16 protein-coding genes are annotated in these 18611 nt (G+C 31.2%); 13 read left to right on the forward strand and 3 right to left on the reverse strand.

Annotated elements, in window-relative coordinates; translation table 11 throughout:
• The first annotated feature begins 19 nt into the window (after positions 1-19).
• Positions 20-601 carry a gliding motility lipoprotein GldD gene (gene gldD / locus ACFSSB_RS12790; protein ID WP_379904851.1) on the forward strand — a complete coding sequence of 194 codons (582 nt, stop codon included), beginning with the start codon at positions 20-22 and terminating at the stop codon, positions 599-601.
• 48 nt (positions 602-649) lie between these two features.
• Here the strand turns inward: gldD and ACFSSB_RS12795 are convergent, their stop codons facing one another.
• Positions 650-1159, reverse strand: coding sequence for a heavy-metal-associated domain-containing protein (locus ACFSSB_RS12795; protein ID WP_379904853.1), 510 nt, complete (start codon positions 1157-1159; stop codon positions 650-652).
• A gap of 98 nt (positions 1160-1257) precedes the next feature.
• On the opposite strand from ACFSSB_RS12795, the gene ACFSSB_RS12800 reads away from it, so the two are divergent.
• Positions 1258-2133, forward strand: a complete 876-nt coding sequence (locus ACFSSB_RS12800; RefSeq protein ID WP_379904855.1) for a DMT family transporter — start codon at positions 1258-1260, stop codon at positions 2131-2133.
• 49 nt (positions 2134-2182) lie between these two features.
• On the opposite strand, the gene ACFSSB_RS12805 is transcribed toward ACFSSB_RS12800, so the two are convergent.
• Both ACFSSB_RS12805 and ACFSSB_RS12810 read right to left on the reverse strand, forming a co-directional pair.
• Positions 2183-4246 carry a M16 family metallopeptidase gene (locus ACFSSB_RS12805; RefSeq protein WP_379904858.1) on the reverse strand — a complete coding sequence of 688 codons (2064 nt, stop codon included), beginning with the start codon at positions 4244-4246 and terminating at the stop codon, positions 2183-2185.
• A 19-nt stretch (positions 4247-4265) separates the two neighbouring features.
• The gene (locus ACFSSB_RS12810; protein ID WP_379904860.1) at positions 4266-5585 is read right to left on the reverse strand and encodes a M16 family metallopeptidase; all 1320 of its coding nucleotides are present in this window, start codon (positions 5583-5585) and stop codon (positions 4266-4268) included.
• 184 nt (positions 5586-5769) lie between these two features.
• Between ACFSSB_RS12810 and ACFSSB_RS12815 the strand changes: the two genes are divergently transcribed.
• The 11 genes from ACFSSB_RS12815 (at position 5770) to ACFSSB_RS12865 (ending at position 18608) form a co-directional block, all read left to right on the forward strand.
• Positions 5770-6222: a DUF4199 domain-containing protein gene (locus ACFSSB_RS12815; protein WP_379904862.1), complete on the forward strand. Its 453-nt coding sequence runs from the start codon at positions 5770-5772 to the stop codon at positions 6220-6222.
• A gap of 97 nt (positions 6223-6319) precedes the next feature.
• Positions 6320-6943 (forward strand): 50S ribosomal protein L21, encoded by a 624-nt coding sequence (gene rplU / locus ACFSSB_RS12820; RefSeq protein ID WP_379904864.1) that lies wholly within the window; start codon positions 6320-6322, stop codon positions 6941-6943.
• A gap of 42 nt (positions 6944-6985) precedes the next feature.
• Entirely contained in the window at positions 6986-7246 is a 261-nt protein-coding gene (gene rpmA, locus ACFSSB_RS12825; RefSeq protein ID WP_013869859.1) for a 50S ribosomal protein L27, read from the forward strand.
• 290 nt (positions 7247-7536) lie between these two features.
• Entirely contained in the window at positions 7537-9048 is a 1512-nt protein-coding gene (locus ACFSSB_RS12830; RefSeq protein ID WP_379904867.1) for a sodium:solute symporter family transporter, read from the forward strand.
• Positions 9023-10528, forward strand: coding sequence for a class I adenylate-forming enzyme family protein (locus ACFSSB_RS12835; RefSeq protein ID WP_379904869.1), 1506 nt, complete (start codon positions 9023-9025; stop codon positions 10526-10528). The genes ACFSSB_RS12830 and ACFSSB_RS12835 overlap by 26 nt, the downstream gene beginning before the upstream one ends.
• Positions 10525-11469: an alpha/beta fold hydrolase gene (locus ACFSSB_RS12840; RefSeq protein WP_379904871.1), complete on the forward strand. Its 945-nt coding sequence runs from the start codon at positions 10525-10527 to the stop codon at positions 11467-11469. The genes ACFSSB_RS12835 and ACFSSB_RS12840 overlap by 4 nt, the downstream gene beginning before the upstream one ends.
• 36 nt (positions 11470-11505) lie before the next feature.
• Positions 11506-12921, forward strand: coding sequence for a hypothetical protein (locus ACFSSB_RS12845; RefSeq protein WP_379904873.1), 1416 nt, complete (start codon positions 11506-11508; stop codon positions 12919-12921).
• A 159-nt stretch (positions 12922-13080) separates the two neighbouring features.
• Positions 13081-15576, forward strand: a complete 2496-nt coding sequence (locus ACFSSB_RS12850) for a TonB-dependent receptor (protein WP_379904875.1) — start codon at positions 13081-13083, stop codon at positions 15574-15576.
• 11 nt (positions 15577-15587) lie between these two features.
• Positions 15588-16370, forward strand: coding sequence for an alpha/beta fold hydrolase (locus ACFSSB_RS12855; protein WP_379904877.1), 783 nt, complete (start codon positions 15588-15590; stop codon positions 16368-16370).
• Positions 16363-17133: a 3-hydroxybutyrate dehydrogenase gene (locus ACFSSB_RS12860; protein WP_379904879.1), complete on the forward strand. Its 771-nt coding sequence runs from the start codon at positions 16363-16365 to the stop codon at positions 17131-17133. The genes ACFSSB_RS12855 and ACFSSB_RS12860 overlap by 8 nt, the downstream gene beginning before the upstream one ends.
• Before the next feature lie 95 nt (positions 17134-17228).
• Positions 17229-18608 (forward strand): hypothetical protein, encoded by a 1380-nt coding sequence (locus ACFSSB_RS12865; RefSeq protein ID WP_379904881.1) that lies wholly within the window; start codon positions 17229-17231, stop codon positions 18606-18608.
• Positions 18609-18611: the final 3 nt, after the last annotated feature.

Here is an 18611-nt window from a genome sequence, read left to right on the forward strand (position 1 = left end):
TGCCTATTTAAATATATTTATGAAACAGTTTTTAGTTTTACCTATAATCCTTTGTTTACTTAGCACTTCTTGCGGAAGTGAAACCACACCAAAACCAGCAGCAAAGCTTCGTTTAGAGTATGCAGAACCTACATATGAAGAAATAAATTTAGACATGCCTTTTGCTTTTGAAAAAAATGCTTTAGCAACAAATGTAAAAACAAGAAAACTAAATGGTGAAGATAGTTATGGTGTAAACTTAGAGTATCCAGCATTAAAAGGAACCATTTACCTTACTTACAAAGCAATAAATAAAAGCGAAGAAAAGTTAATTTCGTATTTGCGAGATGCACAAAACTTCACCCAAGAGCATACCAAAAAAGCAGATAAAATTGTTGAAAGACCTTATGAAAATACGAAAAGAAAAGTGTATGGTATGTTTTATGAAGTAGGAGGTAATGCCGCTTCGCAGTCGCAATTTTATGTTACAGACAGTACAGATCATTTTTTAACAGGTTCCTTGTATTTTTTTACAAAGCCTAATTTTGACTCTATACTTCCAGCTGCAAATTATTTACAAAAAGATATACAGCGCATTATGGAGTCTGTTACCTGGAAATAAAAAAAGCTTCTCTTTTGAGAAGCTTTTTTAGTATTGCTATTTTTTTTATTAAGCTTTAGCTTTGTCTGCGCAACAAGCTTTTTTACAATCTTTAGAACAAGCTTTCTTTTCTGCATCTGTTTTGTTAGCACAACAATCTTTCTTGCAATCTGCACTACAAGCTTTTTTATCTGAAAAAGAGGTAACCGTTTTCATGTCTTTAACTGTATAAGTATCACCAACTTTACCTACGGTTTCTTCTAAAGAAGTTGTAGTAACTTTAGCATCGTCATACTCTACCATAGCTAATTTTTTGTCGTAATCTACTTTTGCAGATTTTACACCTTCCATTTTAGCTAATTTCTTTTCAATGGTTCTAGCGCAACCAATAGCGCAAGTCATACCTTCAATAGTGAATTCTGCTTTTGCGTATGTTGCGTTTGGGTCTAAAGTGGCTTTTTTCGTTTCAACAGTAGTTTCTGTTTCTACGGTTACTACTTCGGCTTTAGGTTCGTTTTTACAACTAAAAGCAGCAAGTGTAACTACTGCAACTAGTACTATATTTTTTATTGTTTTCATGGTATAAATTTTTGTTATTCAAATCTTTGCAAATCTAATGATTATTTACTGTTATTTGTGTTAAAAAGTAGCACTTTTGTAGTGTTAATAACAGCAGTATGTTTCAAGATAATAAAAAATGGCTTTACCTTATAGTGTTATCCCTTATTTGGGGAACTTCATTTATACTAATAAAAAAAGCATTAATTGGCTTAAATCCTTATCAGTTAGGTGCATTAAGAACAATAATAACGGGTTTGTTTTTGTTTATAGCTGGTTATAAAACAGTAAAAACTATAAAAAAAGAAGCCTGGAAATGGATTGCTATTTCTGGTTTTTTTGGTTCGTTTATTCCTGCGTTTTTCTTTGCTATAGCAGAAACAGAAATAGACAGTGCTGTGGTGTCTGTATTAAACTCATTAGTGCCTTTAAATACTATTTTAATTGGTCTTGCTGTGTTTAAAATAGCATCTACAAGAAAACAGGTTTTTGGGGTTATGGTTGGTTTTGTAGGTACTGCAATATTAATTTTAAAAGGAGCAGCATTAAATCCGGAACAAAATTATTGGTATGCAGGTTTTATAATAGCTTCTACTATTATGTATGCAATAAATGTAAATATTATAAAAAAGCATTTACAAGATATTAGGCCATTGGCTATTGCTACCGGAAATTATGTAGTTATTTTTATTCCTGCTATTCTCGTTTTGCTGTTTACTGGTTTTTTTACAAAGGAAACTTTTAGTAAACCAGCCTTGGCAGAATCTATAATGTATGTTGTTATTTTATCCTTTTTTGGTACAGCATTAGCTAAAGTGTTTTTTAATAAGCTAGTACAAATATCAACACCTGTTTTTGCATCTTCTGTAACTTATGTTATGCCTATTGTAGCTTTAGGTTGGGGAATTTTAGATGGTGAAGATTTTAGCTTATTACAAGCTTTTGCTTCAGGAATAATATTAATTGGAGTGTATTTATCTCAAAAAAGAGCATAAAAAAAACCGAAGCATAAACTTCGGTTTTTAGTTTGTATAATGGTTTTACTTAGTTAAAATCAGCATCAGTAACACCTTCATTCACTTTGATTTCATTTACTGTAAAATCAAATTTTTGAGGTCCCATAGTTTGGCTAATATTAAAAGGAAATTGTACTCCAGAAACTTCTTTATAATCTGTAAAATAAACAGAAGCAGAACCCATTGGTGATGTTTTAACTTCTTTTATTTTTAATCCAGTTTCTACGCTGTAGAAATTTGTTTGTTCTTCAGATATTTTAATTCTGTAGGCTTTTTCACCATCAACATCTTCAATTTTTTCTAAGCTTACTTCTTTATTTAAATAGTTAAGTTCAGGAAAAGGAGCACCTTCGGTTTTGGTTTTGCTAACCTCATCTGTAGTCATGTCTTTACGTTGCCCTTGCATTACAATATAACCTGTTTCTCCATTCATTACTGTTTTTACCATAGATTGTCCCATTGCAGTAATTTCTTGAGCAAATTGATCTTTTGAAGTTTTCTTCATCTCTAAAACCATCATCATTCCTGGTTGTAATTCTGCTTCCGCAGTAATAAGTACAGAGTTTACTTTGCTTAGGTTTTCTTTTCCACCAATAGCAGCAATATACTTGTTAAGTACTGTGTTAGCGTCTACATCAGTAGGCATTTCTATGTTGTAGTTAGGTTTCTCTATTTGCTTGGCATATGCATCGTAATACTTAATTGGTACATTGCTTCCGTTAAAAGTAACTTTTTCTAAATTTTCTAATACTTCACTACCTTTACCAACAACTACAATTCTAGCATTTTCTGTACTAAAGTATTTGTTTGCTACTCGGTTTACATCTTCTGCAGAAACGGCATTTATTTTTTGTAAATAGGTCGTGTAAAAATCTTTAGGTAAATCGTTTAATTTAATGTTTAAGGCGTATTTAGCTATGTTTTGTGGGTTTTCTAGTGCTAATACAAAATCACCTACATATTTAGCTTTTGCATTTACTAGTGCTTCTGTAGTAACAGGTTCTGTTTTTATACGCTTAATTTCTTTTAAAGTTTGCACAACAGCACTATCTGTTACAGCATTTCTAACTGCTGCTCCTGCAGTAAAACGAGATACATATTTATCTGCTCCAACATTAGATCGTGCTCCATAAGTATAACCATGTTCTTCACGAAGATTCATGTTTAAATAACTGTTAAATCCGCCACCAAGAATTTTATTAGCTATTAAAACAGCGTGATAATCTGGGTCGCTCATTTTTAAATTTACATTGTTAGTTAAGGAGATGTTAGACTGTACAGCGTTAGGCATGTCTACAAAATTAATTTGTGTGTATTGCGCATTTGGTAGCGCTTTTGGTACAGTGTAAACTACTTTTATATTGCTTTCCCAAGAAGAAAAGTAATCTCTAACTTGTTTTTCTATCGTGCTATAATCTACATCACCAACAACTACTAGGTAAGCGTTTGTAGGTGTAAAATATCTTTGGTAAAAAGTTTTAACATCTTTTAAGGTTACTTTATTTATGGTTTCTTCGGTTACAAATTCTCCATAAGGATGTGTTTTTCCGTATGCTAAAGCTTTACCAACACGACTAGCTACAGCGTCTACGCTTTTCTTGTTAGATTTTAATCCTTCAATAGCTATTTCTTTTTCTTTTTGAAATTCTTCTTCTGTTAATAACGGATTTGTTACTGCGTCTGCCATTAATTTTAAAATTCTATCAGAATATTTAGATAAAGAACTAGCATAACCACCATTGTATCTAAAGCTCATTCTAGCTCCTAAAAAGTCTATTTCTTCATTAAAAGCATCTTTGCTTATGGTAGAGGTTCCGTTACCTAACATGCTTCCTAGTAATCCTGAAACTCCAGCAACATCACCTTCTGAAACTGGTTTGTTGTCTATGGTTAAGCTATAAGATACTCGAGGTAGTTTGTGGTTTTCAACTACTAAAACTTTTAAACCGTTTGGTAGTGTGAATTCTCCAGGAACTTCTAAGGCTATTTTAGGAGCAGGTCCTGGTGTTGGTTGTTTAGATCTGTCTACTTGTGCTTGTGTGCCAAGAGCCATAAAAAACAAGGTTAATACTGTAAATATTTTAGTTTTCATTTTGTATGCGTTTAATTTTTTATTGATCTTTTTCTTTTGGTAAATACTTTAACTCTAAACGTTGGTTAGGGTTTAAGTATTTTTTAGCTACTGCTTGAATGTCTTCTCTAGTAATAGATCTATAAATTTCTATTTCTTTATTAATTAAAGAAGTATCGCCATATAGCATGTAGTATGTAGCTAAAGAACCAGCAATACCTTGAACACTAGAATTAGAGTTTACAAATTGGTTTTCAAACTTGTTTTGAAGTTTTTGGTAATCTCTTTCAGAAATTAATTCGTTTTGCACTTTTACAATTTCTTCATCAATTTCTTTAATTAAGTCTTCTAGTTTTACGTCTCCTAGTGGTAAACCAAATAAAATATATGTACCATAATCTTCTTGGCTATTATTAAAAGCACCTACTTGTAGAGCCATTTTCTTGTCATCTACTAACTTTTTATACAGTTTTGAAGATTTTCCATCACTTAAATAGCTAGAAAGCATATCTAAAACATAGGCATCTCTTTCTTTCATAGAAGGCGTTCTGTAAGCAGCAACTATAGCAGGAATTTGAATATTGCTATCATAGGCTGTTGCCTTTATAGGTGAAGTAATTGGGTCTTCCTTTGGGAAGTTTCTAGTAATTTCTTCTCCTCTAGGAATTGGTCCAAAATAATCTTGAATCATTTTCTTTACTGCAGGAACATCAATATCTCCAGCAACTACTAATACTGCGTTGTTTGGTACATAGAATTTTTTATTAAATGCTTGAAACTCTTCTAAAGTAGCAGCATCTAAATGTGACATTTCACCAATAGTTGTCCATCTGTAAGGGTGTTTTTTAAACATGTTTTTCTTCACGTTTTCAAAAAACTTACCATAAGGAGAGTTGTCTACACGTAAGCGTTTTTCTTCTTTAACAACTTCGTTTTGTGTATCTACACCAATTTGATTAATTATAGGATGCATTAATCTTTCAGACTCCATCCATAAACCAAGCTCTACACTGTTAGAAGGAAAAACTTCGTAGTAGTATGTTCTGTCGTCTGTAGTGTTTGCGTTATTGCTTCCTCCGTTAGAGGTAACTATATTAAACCAGTCTCCTCTTTTAATATTTTCTGTTCCTTCAAATAAAAGGTGTTCAAAAAAGTGAGCAAAACCTGTTCGCTCTGGGTTTTCATCTTTTGCACCAACATGGTACATAACAGAGGTTGTTACTACAGGAGCCGAGTTGTCTTGGTGTAAGATAACGTGCATGCCATTATCTAAATCATACTCTTCATAGGTGACTTCTTGTGCTGTTAAAGTAAAACCAGCTAAACAAAAAGAAGCTAAAGCAAAAATGCGTTTTTTCATTGTGTGTTTAATTTTTCAGTATTAGTATGCTGTTGTAGGCCTTTTGTTACAACATTAACAACAAAAATAAGAATTGAAGCCTGTTTTAAAGCTTAATTTATTAAAAATTAACATCAAATTGTAGTAATTTGATTTGATTTTCACGAAATTTAAGAATGAGTAATAATCTAAAAACCAATTTATTATGAAAAATATATCGCTACCTGTTAGATTCGGTTTAGTTATAAGTGCTTGTTTAATAGCTTACTTTTTACTTTTATCTTTATTCCATTTACATACTAATCCTTTTTTTAGTTTGTTTAATGGTGTAATTACAGGGTTTGGTATTTATGAAACTATTAAATATTACAAATTACAGAAAGCAGGAAGTTTTAGTTATACAGGAGGATTTACTGTGGGTATAACAGCAGGTTTTATTGCTACCCTAATCTTTACTGTTTTCTTTACTTTTTATGCTACCGAAGTAAACGTTAATTTTTTAAATGAATTATTAACTGTTTTTAAAGGAGATTATGATGTACACATAGGTATAGTAGCTTTTGTAACAGCTATTATGGGTTTTGCAACAACAGTTGTAGCTACCTTAACTTGTATGCAATTATTTAAAAACAGCAGAAATATTGTTCAAAAAGCATAAAACGTTTGTAGTTTAATTAATTAGGAGTATATTTGCATCCGTTTTCTAAGGAAAATGAGATTATTTTATATAAATTAATTAATAAAAACGTTACGCTATGTACGCAATTGTAGAGATAGCAGGGCATCAATTTAAAGTTGAAAAAGACCAAAAAGTTTTTGTTAACCGTTTAGCAATAGAAGAAGGAAAGAATGTATCTTTTGATAATGTTCTTTTAATTGCAGATGGTAGCAATGTAACTGTAGGCGCCCCAGCTATAGGCGGAGCACAAGTAAGTGCAAAAGTCTTAAAGCACCTTCAAGGTGATAAAGTTATTGTTTTCAAAAAGAAAAGAAGAAAAGGTTACCGTGTTAAGAATGGACACAGACAAGCTTTATCTGAAATCGTTATTGAAAATATTGTAGCTTCAGGAGCTAAAGCAGAAAAAGCTGCTCCAGCTAAAAAAGCGAAACCAGCTGCTAAAAAAGCAACAGGTAAAGCTGATGATTTAAAGAAAATTGAAGGTATTGGACCTAAAATTGCTGAGACTCTTGTAGCAGCAGGTGTTGCAACTTTTGCTGAATTAGCAAAAACAGATGCAGCTAAAATTTCTGAAATCATTGCAGGTGTTCGTGGAAGCCACGTAACAGATACTTGGCCAGCACAAGCTAAATTAGCTGCTGATGGTAAGTGGGATGAGTTAAAGAAATGGCAAGACGAATTAGATGGTGGAAAAGCTTAATTGCTAAACCACTTAAGTATAACAATATAAAACCTTAAGATCATGGCTCATAAAAAAGGAGTTGGTAGTTCGAAGAATGGTAGAGAATCAGAATCAAAACGCTTAGGTGTTAAGATTTTTGGTGGACAAGCTGCTATTGCTGGTAACATTATCATAAGACAAAGAGGTAATACACACCATCCAGGTGAAAATGTATACCAAGGAAAAGATCATACTTTACATGCTAAAGTTGATGGTTTAGTAAAATTCACAAAGAAAAAAGACAATAAGTCTTACGTTTCTATTGAGCCTTTTGAGGCTTAGGAATTTTAAATCCTAAAAATTAAAAAACACCTTTACTTTTTTAAGTGAAGGTGTTTTTTTTATGCCTAACTTTTACGGTATTTATAATTGTTGTAATTAATAGAAAGTGTCTACAAATACCTATTAATTATCATTTTAAATTAAAAGTCATAGCTTATGTAAATAGTTGTTATTTAACTTAATTGGTTAATAATGACTATTTTTGGTTTATAAGTCATACCTTAGAAAGGTAAAAAACTTAAAACCAAAATAATATAAAGTTTGTTATTTGTTTTTAAAGAAATATACAAATGATAGCATCAGAAAAGTTAGTGACTTATATGTGGATTTTATTGGCTGTTTACGCAGCTGTAATATTGTATTTTGTAATTCGAGGGGCCAAAAAAAATACAAATATTAAAGATTATGCTGTTGGTAATATAGGTTTTTCTCCATGGGTTGTAGGTCTGTCTTTAGCAGCTTCTATGACAAGTGCTGCTACTTTTATTATTAATCCAGGCTTTATTGCGCTTTACGGAGTTTCTGGTGTTATTTCATTTGCAATTGTCTTACCAATAGCTGCATTTATATCGTTAATTGTTTTTACCAAAGGTTTTGTAAAACAAGGTAATGCTGTTAAGGCTACCACTATGGCACAATGGATTGGTAAACGCTATAAAAGCAAGTCTTATGCGTTTTTCTTTGGTGTTATTGCGCTTTTGCTAATTACTTTTATTGTACTTATTAATGTAGGACTTACACAAGTAATTTCAAAATCGCTTAATGCAGATCCGTTTTATGTGCTTCTAGCAATAACAGCCTTTGTTTTTGGGTATATGATGTTTGGTGGTGCTAACTCTATGGTGTACACCAATACCATTCAAGCTATTATTATGTTTATTGTAGCTATAATATTAATTAGTTCTGGTTCAGAATATTTTACTGAGGGTATTACAGGGCTCTTCGATAAATTAAATAGCATTGATTCTAATTTAACAAAGCCTACTAATACTTCAAGTTTTCTTTTTCGTGATTATTTTGAAATAATTGTTACTCAAATTATTATAGGAGTCGCTATTGTTTGTCAGCCACATATTATAACCAAGTCTTTATTATTAAAAGATTCTAGTAAAATTAACAGTTACCTCTTTAGTGGTATTGCTTTTATGATTGTTTTCTTTTTAGTGGTAGTGGTTGGTTTATATGCACGTATAAGTTTTCCAGATTTAATGGTTAATGGTGAAAAGTTACGCATGGATGAAATTATTCCAACTTATGTGGTTACTAAATTTTCTGTAGGTGTTGGATTAGTAATTGTAGTTGGTTTAATTTCTGCAGGTTTATCTACCTTAGAGAGTTTAATTCAATCCTTATCTATAACCATTACATCAGATATTATTAATCCTTTATTTAAAGATAAGTTTACCGAAAAAACCATAACAATAAATAAAATGGTTATTATCATACTTGGTGTTGTGAGTTTTGTGCTGAGTTGGCAACAAATAAAAAGCCCAAATGTGAGTGTGGCTATTTTTGCTCAAAATGGCGTGTATGCCTACTTCGCTGCAGCTTTTGTTCCTGTTCTTTTTGGCACCTTTTTAAATAACGTATCTACAAGAGCAGTTTCTATTGCTAGTATAACTGCAATTGTAGTTCATTTTGGAGTTTATTATGGAAGAATAACACCTTATATGCAGGAGCCTGTAAATAATCCTGGTGTTTCGGCAGCACTTGGTATTGTTGCTTCTTTGGTTGTTGGTTATAGTATTTATAAATTAGATTCAAAAAAAGTAGCAAGTGGAAGCATTAGATTGGACAGCTAAATGGGCAGATTATACGCCAGAAAAAATCGCTATAACATCGTATGACGCAAATAAAAGTTATACGTATAGTGATTTACATACCTATGCCAACCGATTAATCCATTCTTTTGTAAAACTTCAGTTAGAAGAAGGCGATAGAATTGCTGTTTTAGCAGAACACAGTTTAGAGTATATTGTTCTTTTTGTGGCTTGCCAGCGTATGGGACTAATATTAGTGCCTTTAAACTATCGGTTATCTATAAATGAAATAGCTAAGCTTATTGTAGATTGTACACCAAGTTTATTTATATGTAATGAAAACCACCAAGAAAAAGCAGCGCAATTACCTATTGAAAACGTAACAAAACTTTCTTTAAAAACACTAAGCCAGTTTTTTTATACCGATGAAAAGGTGCCTGTAAAAACCTTTGTGATTAAAGAAGATAATCCGTTATTTATATTCTATACTTCTGGAACAACAGGTGCACCAAAAGGTGTTATATACACAAATAAAATGTTGTTTTGGAATAGCCTAAACACATCTATGCAATTGGGTATTACGTTTAGAGATTCTACCATAAATACCTTGCCTCCTTATCATACTTCTGGTTGGAATGTTTTTATAACACCATTACTGCATAAAGGAGCGCATATTGGTATGTTAGAGAAATTTGATGCCGAAAAAATTCTATGTCTTTTAGAGCTGAATAAAACTACATTGTTTATGGCTTTGCCTACTATGTTGTTAATGATGCAAAAAACTCCTGTATTTAAAAATGTAAGCCTTAAAAAACTGCGCTATATTATTTCTGGTGGCGAAAAAGTAGCTTCAGAATTGGTTTCCTTCTGGAAAAATGAAAAAAACATTTATATAAGACCTGGTTACGGATTAACAGAAGCAGGACCTAGTATTACCTCTTTACATCATAAAATGGCAGAGCTAAAACCAAATTCTATTGGAAAGCCTAACTTTTATCTAGATTTAAAAATTGTAAATAAAAAAGGCGATGTAGTTAAGGCGCATGAAGTTGGTGAGCTTTGTATTAGAGGAAACATTGTAACACCTGGTTATTGGAATAATTCTGTAAGAACAAGCAGTAAAATTAAAAAAGGATGGTTGTTTACAGGAGATTTTGCATACACAGATCAAGAAGGCTTTTTGTATATGAAAGGTCGTAAAAATGATATGTATATCTCTGGAGGTGAAAACATTTATCCGCAAGAAATTGAAGAACATCTAGAGCAAATAAAAGGCATAAAAAAAGCAGTGGTTTTAAGTGTAAAAGATGAAAAATGGGGAGAATGTGGTATAGCGTTTGTAACTACAGTAAATAAGGGGCTTTCTGTACTACAAATTAGAGAAGAATTAAAAGCAAATTTAGTGAGTTTTAAACATCCTAAGCACCTCTTTATTTTAGATGAAATTCCGTTAACTAGTTTAGGTAAAGTGTCTAGAAAAAAATTATTTAAATATTTTAATACTGTTACATCACAACAATGAAAAGACTAATTCTATTATTCGTTTTTACTTTAATTAGTACTACTGTAGTATCACAAAAATCAGATAAACTTATGAAAGAAATAATTTCTCAATATGATTTTAAATCGCATTCTGTGGTAATTGATAGTACCGAAATAAGTTATATTAAAGAAGGTGCTGGTGAAAAAACGATGCTGTTTGTTCATGGTTTAAGCAGTAATTCTGATGCATGGTCAAAAAACATACATACTTTAAAAAATCAATACACATGTGTAGCGTTAGATTTGCCAGGTTTTGGTAAGTCATCAAAACCAGATGTTGTATATACCTCTTCTTATTTTGCCGAAATGTTACACAAGTTTATCCAAAAATTAGAGCTAAATAATATAGTGCTTGTTGGACATTCTATGGGAGGACAAGCAAGCATTAAATTAGCAACTGTCTACAAAGAAGATATACAAAAGTTAATACTTGTTGCTCCAGCAGGATTAGAACAGTTTTCAGAAGTAAACGCCAATGTACTTAAAGGGTTTTTTACGAAAGAAATGGTAAAAAACACAACAGATGAGCAAATTGAAAAAAATTACGCTTTAAATTTTTATAAATTACCTGAAGAAGCTGCTCGAATGATTGAAGATAGAAAACAAATTAAACTAGCAGCAGATTTTAATGCACATTGCCATGCTATTGTAAGTAGTATTTCTGGAATGCTAAATGATCCTGTGTATGATGATTTAGAGCATATAACACAAAAAACGCTAGTTGTTTTTGGTACTAAAGACATGCTTATACCTAATCGTTATCTCAATCCTAATTTAACAACAGCTCAGGTTGGTGCGATAGCATCAGAAAAAATTAAAGAAGTACAGGTAGCCTTTGTTGAAGATGCTGGTCATTTTGTTCAGTTTGAAAAACCTTTAGAAGTAAATCTGCTTATTCAAGAGTTTGTAGCAAATAATTAAAATAGATAATCTGGACCTAATTTTATTTGGTGTATAATGAAAACTAAACTTAAAAAATTTACCGAATTTAGTAAAACCATCCTACCAAATGAAGCGAAGTATTTGCAAAACAGATATCAATTTACGGATGGTGAAAAGCTTCAAATTATAGAACTTTTAATAGCGAATGCCTTATCGCAAAAAGATTTTGTAGATTTTGATACGAGCATCAATAAACGTAAATATTCCTACATTAAAGATTGGGTTGAAAAAAAATTAGCCAATATTGATGTAGATGTAACCATTGCTTGGTTAATAGCTCTTAAGCAAAAAATACTTACAGATGCTATAGCGTCTAGCGAAGAAAAAGCATTTCTACATTATATTGCAAGCTATAAAAACATTGAGTTTAACTTTCAGAATTTATATGATTTAGCCAAAGAATACAAGTCGTATTTATTAGTTAGAATGCGCTATAAAGACCATCAAATTGTAGCAAATTTTATAGAAACCTATAAAGATAAATATATTGAGGTTAAAGATATTAATGAAAAATTATACACTGCCACTACAGAAATTACAAATCAATACACCCTTAATAATAATGAAACAAAGCATCTAGAAACGTGGTTGCTTGACGTTTTTAATAATAAAAGTATAGATGGTAAAAACAGGTACCAAGCCTTTGTTTTACTTGCCTTTTTGTATACTAATTATAATGAGAGTAATAAGTTAAAAGTTATTTTTAATCAAATAGACTTTTATTTTAGTCAAGGCGAAATGTATTCCAGACGTTTGTTGTCTAATTATTATGCTAGTCGTGTGTTACTGCACTCCAAAGAAAATGAACTGGTAGAAGCAGAATTTTATGGCTATTTGTCAATAAGACAAAACAATAACGATACCTTAATGTATTTAAATAATTTAGTAGCCATTTTATTGCGAAATAATAGTCCTAAAAAAGCTTTTGCACTATTAGAAGACTATCAAGAATTGTATAAACAAAGCCATAATTACCATCAAAAAATTGGGTATTGTTCGTATCAAATTCGTGTATTATCAGAGCTTCAAAACAACAAGCTAGCAGAAGCAACTGCAAAAACATTTTTAACAAAGTATAAAAAAGAAGTATTAAAACACCGTTGGCATCATTTCTTTACCTCGTATATAAATGTTTTAATAATTCAAGAAAAGTATGAAGAAGTGCTTAAACTAGCCTCTAAATTTAATTTAATAGAAAAGGAAAGCGAAAGACAAAAGAAAAATAACTACGTACCTAATATATCCTGGAGTATATCACTTTCTAGATATATGGAAGGTAAAATAAATTCTTCACGTTTATTAGAAGAAATTAAAGCACCACTTAAAGGTATAAAGCCAACAAAAAGTCAGAAACAATTAATGATTAAGGTTATAGATACGCTTTCAAATAACTTGCCAGAAGCTTTTTTAAAGCTAAAGTCATATATGTAGTTTAATGGCTTAAAGCGTCGTTTTTGCTAGTGTTTTTATTTGAATAGTTAAAAATTTAAAACTTAAGTCACACTTGTTATTGATGGTTTTTGCTTCTGTTTATTTTCTTTTTCATAATAGATTGCCACTATAATCTAACTTAAAACAATTTTATTAATTATGAAAAAACTACTTTTCTTAATGACCTTGATTAGTTCATTGGTTATTCATGCGCAAGACACAGGAAGCATAGAAGGTACTATTACCGAAACAAGTGGTATGCCTTTAGCTGGAGCAGCAGTATATATTAAAACTTTAGATAAAGGAGGTGTAACCGATTTTGATGGTAATTTTACTATTGAAAACGTAACAGAAGGTACGTATACTGTATCGATCTCTTATATTGGTTTTCAAACCCAAGAACAATCGGTTTCTGTTACCTCTGGAAGTGTAACAAAGTTACAAGTACAGTTAAGCGAATCTAACAGTGTTTTAGATGAAGTAATTATAACAGCTGGAAAAAAGCCTCAAAAAATCACAGATGTACCTGCTACAGTAAATGTAATTACAGCTAGAGAAATTGAAGAGTTTCCTAGTTTTAATATAGGCGAATTAGCAGCAAGACAAAAGGGAGTAGACTTTGTAAGAAGTGGTGTTTTAGGAACAGGAATTAATATTAGAGGGTTTAATTCTGCTTTTAATTCTAAAAACTTACAAGTAACAGATGATAGATTATCTACTTTAATTGCTACAGGATTACCAATGGGATCTTTTTCTACCGTTTCAAAAGACGATATCTCTCGTGTAGAAATATTACTAGGTCCAAACGGAACACTATATGGTCCAAACGCTCATAACGGATTGGTAAGTACTATAACTAAAAACCCAAGACAATCAGAAGGTACCACTTTTGCTGTTGGAGCAGGAAATCAAAATGTACTTACAGCAAGATTAAGACATGCACAGGTAATTAATGATAAGTTTGCGTATAAGGTGCATTTTGAAAGATCACAAGGAACAGAATTTAACTACGTAGATAGTGTGTATGTTGGTACAACAGCATACAAAGAATTAGATCTAGATCGTGATTTTGATTCACAAAAATATGGTGCTTCTTTATTTTATAAACCTACAAAAAGCTCTGAGTTATCAGGATATTATGGACATAGTAATAGCAATAATATTGCAGTTACAAATGCAGGACGTAACCAAATTAAAGATTGGAGTATAGATGTTGCACAACTAAAATTTGTGTCTAAACACTTCTTTGCAAATACGTACTATACTTGGAGTAACACAGATGATACTTATGCCATGAACCAACGTACACAAAACTATGTGTCGTTTATAAATAATGGTTTTTCAGAAGAAGAAGCTCTTGAACGCTCCTTTACAGAACAATGGTTGCAAACAGGTCCTAATCAAGGAGATGGTATTGCATTGCAAAGAGGAGCTGTTTTTAAAGATGCTTCAAGACGTTTTAATGCAGAAGCACAATACAACAATAATTGGAATCAGTTCTATGTAACATTAGGTGCACAATACCAGTTAGATATGGCAGACTCTAAAGGTACCTATCTTTTAGATGAAGGCGGAATAGATCTAGATCAAACAGGTGTTTATACACAGTTAGAATATAAATTAGAAGATTCTGGATGGGGATTTTTGTTAGGAGGAAGAATAGATAATCACGAATTATATGGTTCTAACTTTATACCAAAAGCAGCAATTACTAAAAAGGTGAAAAACGGAACCTTTAGAGTAACCTACGGAAAAGGAATTGCAGTACCTTCTATTTTAAACCTTAAAGGAAACTTATTTGGTGGTTTAGTTTTAGGAAATGGAGAAGGATTTACATTAACAGACGGAACTAAAATTGAAAAATTAGATGTTGAAAATATCAACTCTTATGAAATTGGTTTCAAAGGTCAACTGTCTGAAAAATTATTTATAGATACCAATGCGTACTATAACCAATCTGATAATTTTATTAGTCCATTACGTAATATTGCAGATGCAGCCAATGGTAACAATGTAACACATATTGGTGACCAGCCAATTGGTGATGTTGTTGAAGGTTCAGATGGTTCTTTTATATTAACCTATTTAAACTTTGGTCATGTAGATACCTACGGATTAGATGTAGGGCTTAATTATTATTTTACAGATAGTTTTAGAACCTCTTTAAACTACTCTTATTTTGGTAGAGATCTAGATAAAGATGATTTAGATAATGATGGTAATTTAGATGGTCAGGTTTTAGAAAGTGAATTGCCAATTAATACACCTAACCATAAGTTTAGTGTAGGAGTACATTATAATAAAGGGAAGTTTTATGGAGCCCTTTACGGAAGATTTGTTGAAAAATATGATTTCTTTTCTGGTATAAATGTAGCAGCAGAAACACAAGATCAAGATGGTGATGGTGTTAATGAAATTGTTGAAGATGCACAAGTAGGAAGAACCTGGAACTACGGACAATTAGGTGGTTTTTCGGTAGATGCTAATGCTGGTTATAATTTTAATGATAGACTGTCTTTAGGATTAAACATTACAAACTTATTTAATGCTAAAAACAGAGAGTTTGTAGCTTCTCCTATTGTTGAAACGCTAGTTTCTTTTGAGTTAAAGTATAAAATAAATTTCTTTAACAAGAGTACTTCAACTATTAACTAAGTCTTTTAACCATGCCAAAAATACAAGTTAAGGATATTCAACTTGACTATGAAGATTATGGAAAAGGTAACGTGCTTTTATTACTTCATGGTTTAGGGTCCACAAAAAAAGATTGGGATGCTCAAGTCCCTTTCTTTTCAAAAAAATATCGTGTTATTACACTAGATTTAAGAGGTCATGGAGATTCTACAAAACCATTAAATGCCTATGGTGTAGGTTTAATGACAGAAGATGTAAAACAGTTTTTAGACCAATTACATATTAAAAAAGCTACTGTTGTAGGTTTTTCTATGGGAGGCGCCATAGCTTTTGAAATGGCTGCGCGTTATCCGCAGTATTTAGATAATTTGGTGATTGTAAATAGTGGTCCAGATTTTAATGATATGGGAAAAACTGGTGAAGACCTTTTAAAAAATAGAATTGAATTTCTTGAAACCAAAGGTTTAGAAGCTTTAGCAAAAGAAATATCTTTTAATATGTTTCCAGAACCACATCAAATAAAAATGCGAAATGATTTTGATACACGTTGTAGAAATAACGATTACAATGCCTATTATAAATCTTTTGTAACCTTGATGGCTTGGGGATTGGGAGAGAAAATAAAAAACATAAAAACCCGAACCCTTGTTGTAGCATCTGATATGGATTATACGCCAATTACCTTTAAAGAAGACTATGTAAAAAAACTGCCTAATGCCACTTTAGCTGTTGTAAAAAATTCAAGACATGGTGTTGTTATAGATCAACCAGAGGCTTTTAATCTAACCCTTGAAAAATTTTTAAACCATGAATAAAACAGTTCTTATTACAGGAAGTACTAGCGGAATAGGTTTAGGTATTGCCAATCAATTTGCTAAAGAAGGATACAATATTATGTTTCATGGTTTAGAGGTTAATGGAGCAGAAATAGCAAAAGAGGTTGGTGAAAAATACCAAGTAAAAGTGGCCTTTTCTAATGCTAATTTATTGCAAGCCGAAGCTATTGAAGCCTTAGTGGCAGAAACCATAAAAATTTTTGGTGCGCTTCATGTGTTAGTGAATAATGCAGGAATACAATTTGTTTCGCCAATTGAAGATTTTCCTAATAGTAAATACCAAAATATTATTGCTATTAATATGAATGCTGTTTTTTATGCTTCAAAAGCAGTTTGGCAACAAATGAAAAAACAAAAATTTGGTAGAATAATTAACGTGTCTTCGGTACATGGTATTCGAGCATCCGAATATAAATCGGCTTACGTTACTGCAAAGCATGGTGTAATTGGTTTGACCAAAGTGCTGGCCTTAGAAGGTGCTCCTTTTAATATTACTTGTAATGCTATTTGTCCTGGTTATGTAAAAACACCTTTAGTTGTTGGGCAAATAAAAGATCAAGCTAAAGCACATGGTATGACAGAAGATGAGGTGGTAGAAAAAGTAATGCTTAAAAAGCAAGCAGTAAAACAATTTGTACCTCTAGAGGCTATTGCAGATATGGCTTTACTACTAGCAAAAGAGACCTCGACAACCATAACAGGTTCTTCTTTTGTGCTAGATGGAGGCTGGAGTGCACAGTGATAATTGAGTTAGTTTGTAAAAACCCTTTCCGTTCATTTGGAAAGGGTTTTTTGTTTGTATGGAACTAATGTTCTACATTTATTAAAAAGATTAACATGGAAATGATTACTATCAAATATTTTAATGATTATGGCTTTGAAACAAGTGATAATGCATTTATAGAATCGGACTCCTTGTTTTTTAAAAATGTAAATTTTGAGGGCTTAATATTTATTAGAGAGTTGGTTTTTGAAAATTATAAAGTACGAAAAATATCTTTTGAAAATTGTGTCTTTGATACTGTAATAGTTGAATCAATAATAGAGTTTAAGGAAATAGATTTCAAGAATTGTAATATTAAATTGGTTAATGTTAAAAAGAATGAAAGTGTTTTCAATATTAATATTGAAGGAGAATCAACAATAGTTAAGCAAGTGAATGTTGAGGATTCAGAGTTCTTAAAACTAAGAATTTATAATGGAAAGTTTAATCATATTTTTATTACTTCACCTATAGAATCATTTGTACTTTTGAATGGCGATTTTCTAACTGTTAGTCTTTCTGATTCTGTCTTTGGTAAAGAAAAAGGAATATATAAAGAGATTAGAATTAGTCCTCCTTTTATTGGATTAAATAAGAGTAAAAGGTTTTTTATAAAAAATTTGGCAATAAATTCTCGTAGTATTGAAGACTTATTAATTTATAAAATTGAATGTGACTATTTGGAACTTCATGGAGAAATAAGTGCTAATTCTAAATATTTAATAAGAGATATTGAGGTTAAAGATTTTAAAATGGATAGCCTTTTTAATTTTGGTGAGATAGATTTGTCATTTATAAGGCCATTAACAGGAAGTTTAGATTCAACTTTTAGTATAGTTATTAGTGATTTAGGTTTGTCTAAATTTAGAGATGTTTTTATAAAAAAATTTAAAAAAGTTGAAATTGAACATTCAGACCTTTCTTCGTTAAAGCTTTATAATTCTTCTTTTCCAATTGATATTGAAGGAAGCCCGACAAAATTATATGGTGTTTATAATGATTTGTATACATCAGCTATTAAAAGTAGTAATACAAAGGATAAAGTAGATTATTATAAAGCCACTCAAGAGAATTTACTAAAAGTAAAAATTTCAGAGGCTAAATCTAGAGAGAGGTGCGGCAGTATAATCGCTTTAAAGTTGTCAAAATGGCTTAGTAGTTTTGGCACTGATTGGCTCAAAGTAATTAGCAGGATTTTAATTATTTCAATTCCCACTTATATCACATTGCTATTTACATTGTCAGATACTGTGTTAGATTTATCTGTAGATGTGATTTTAGATACTATTTCAAAATATTTTCTATTTATTAATCCGTTGCGTGGAATAAATTTTATAGATGGTTTGGGTCGTTATTCTCCACTGTCTATAGTTATTGATTTTTTCTTTAGAATTTTTATCGCAATCGCTGTTTTTGAGCTTGTTAGGTCTTTTAGGAAATATGTTAGGAAATAATTA

Origin of the sequence: Lacinutrix gracilariae (genome assembly GCF_042684485.1) — a bacterium.
Classification (GTDB): Bacteria; Bacteroidota; Bacteroidia; order Flavobacteriales; family Flavobacteriaceae; genus Oceanihabitans; species Oceanihabitans gracilariae.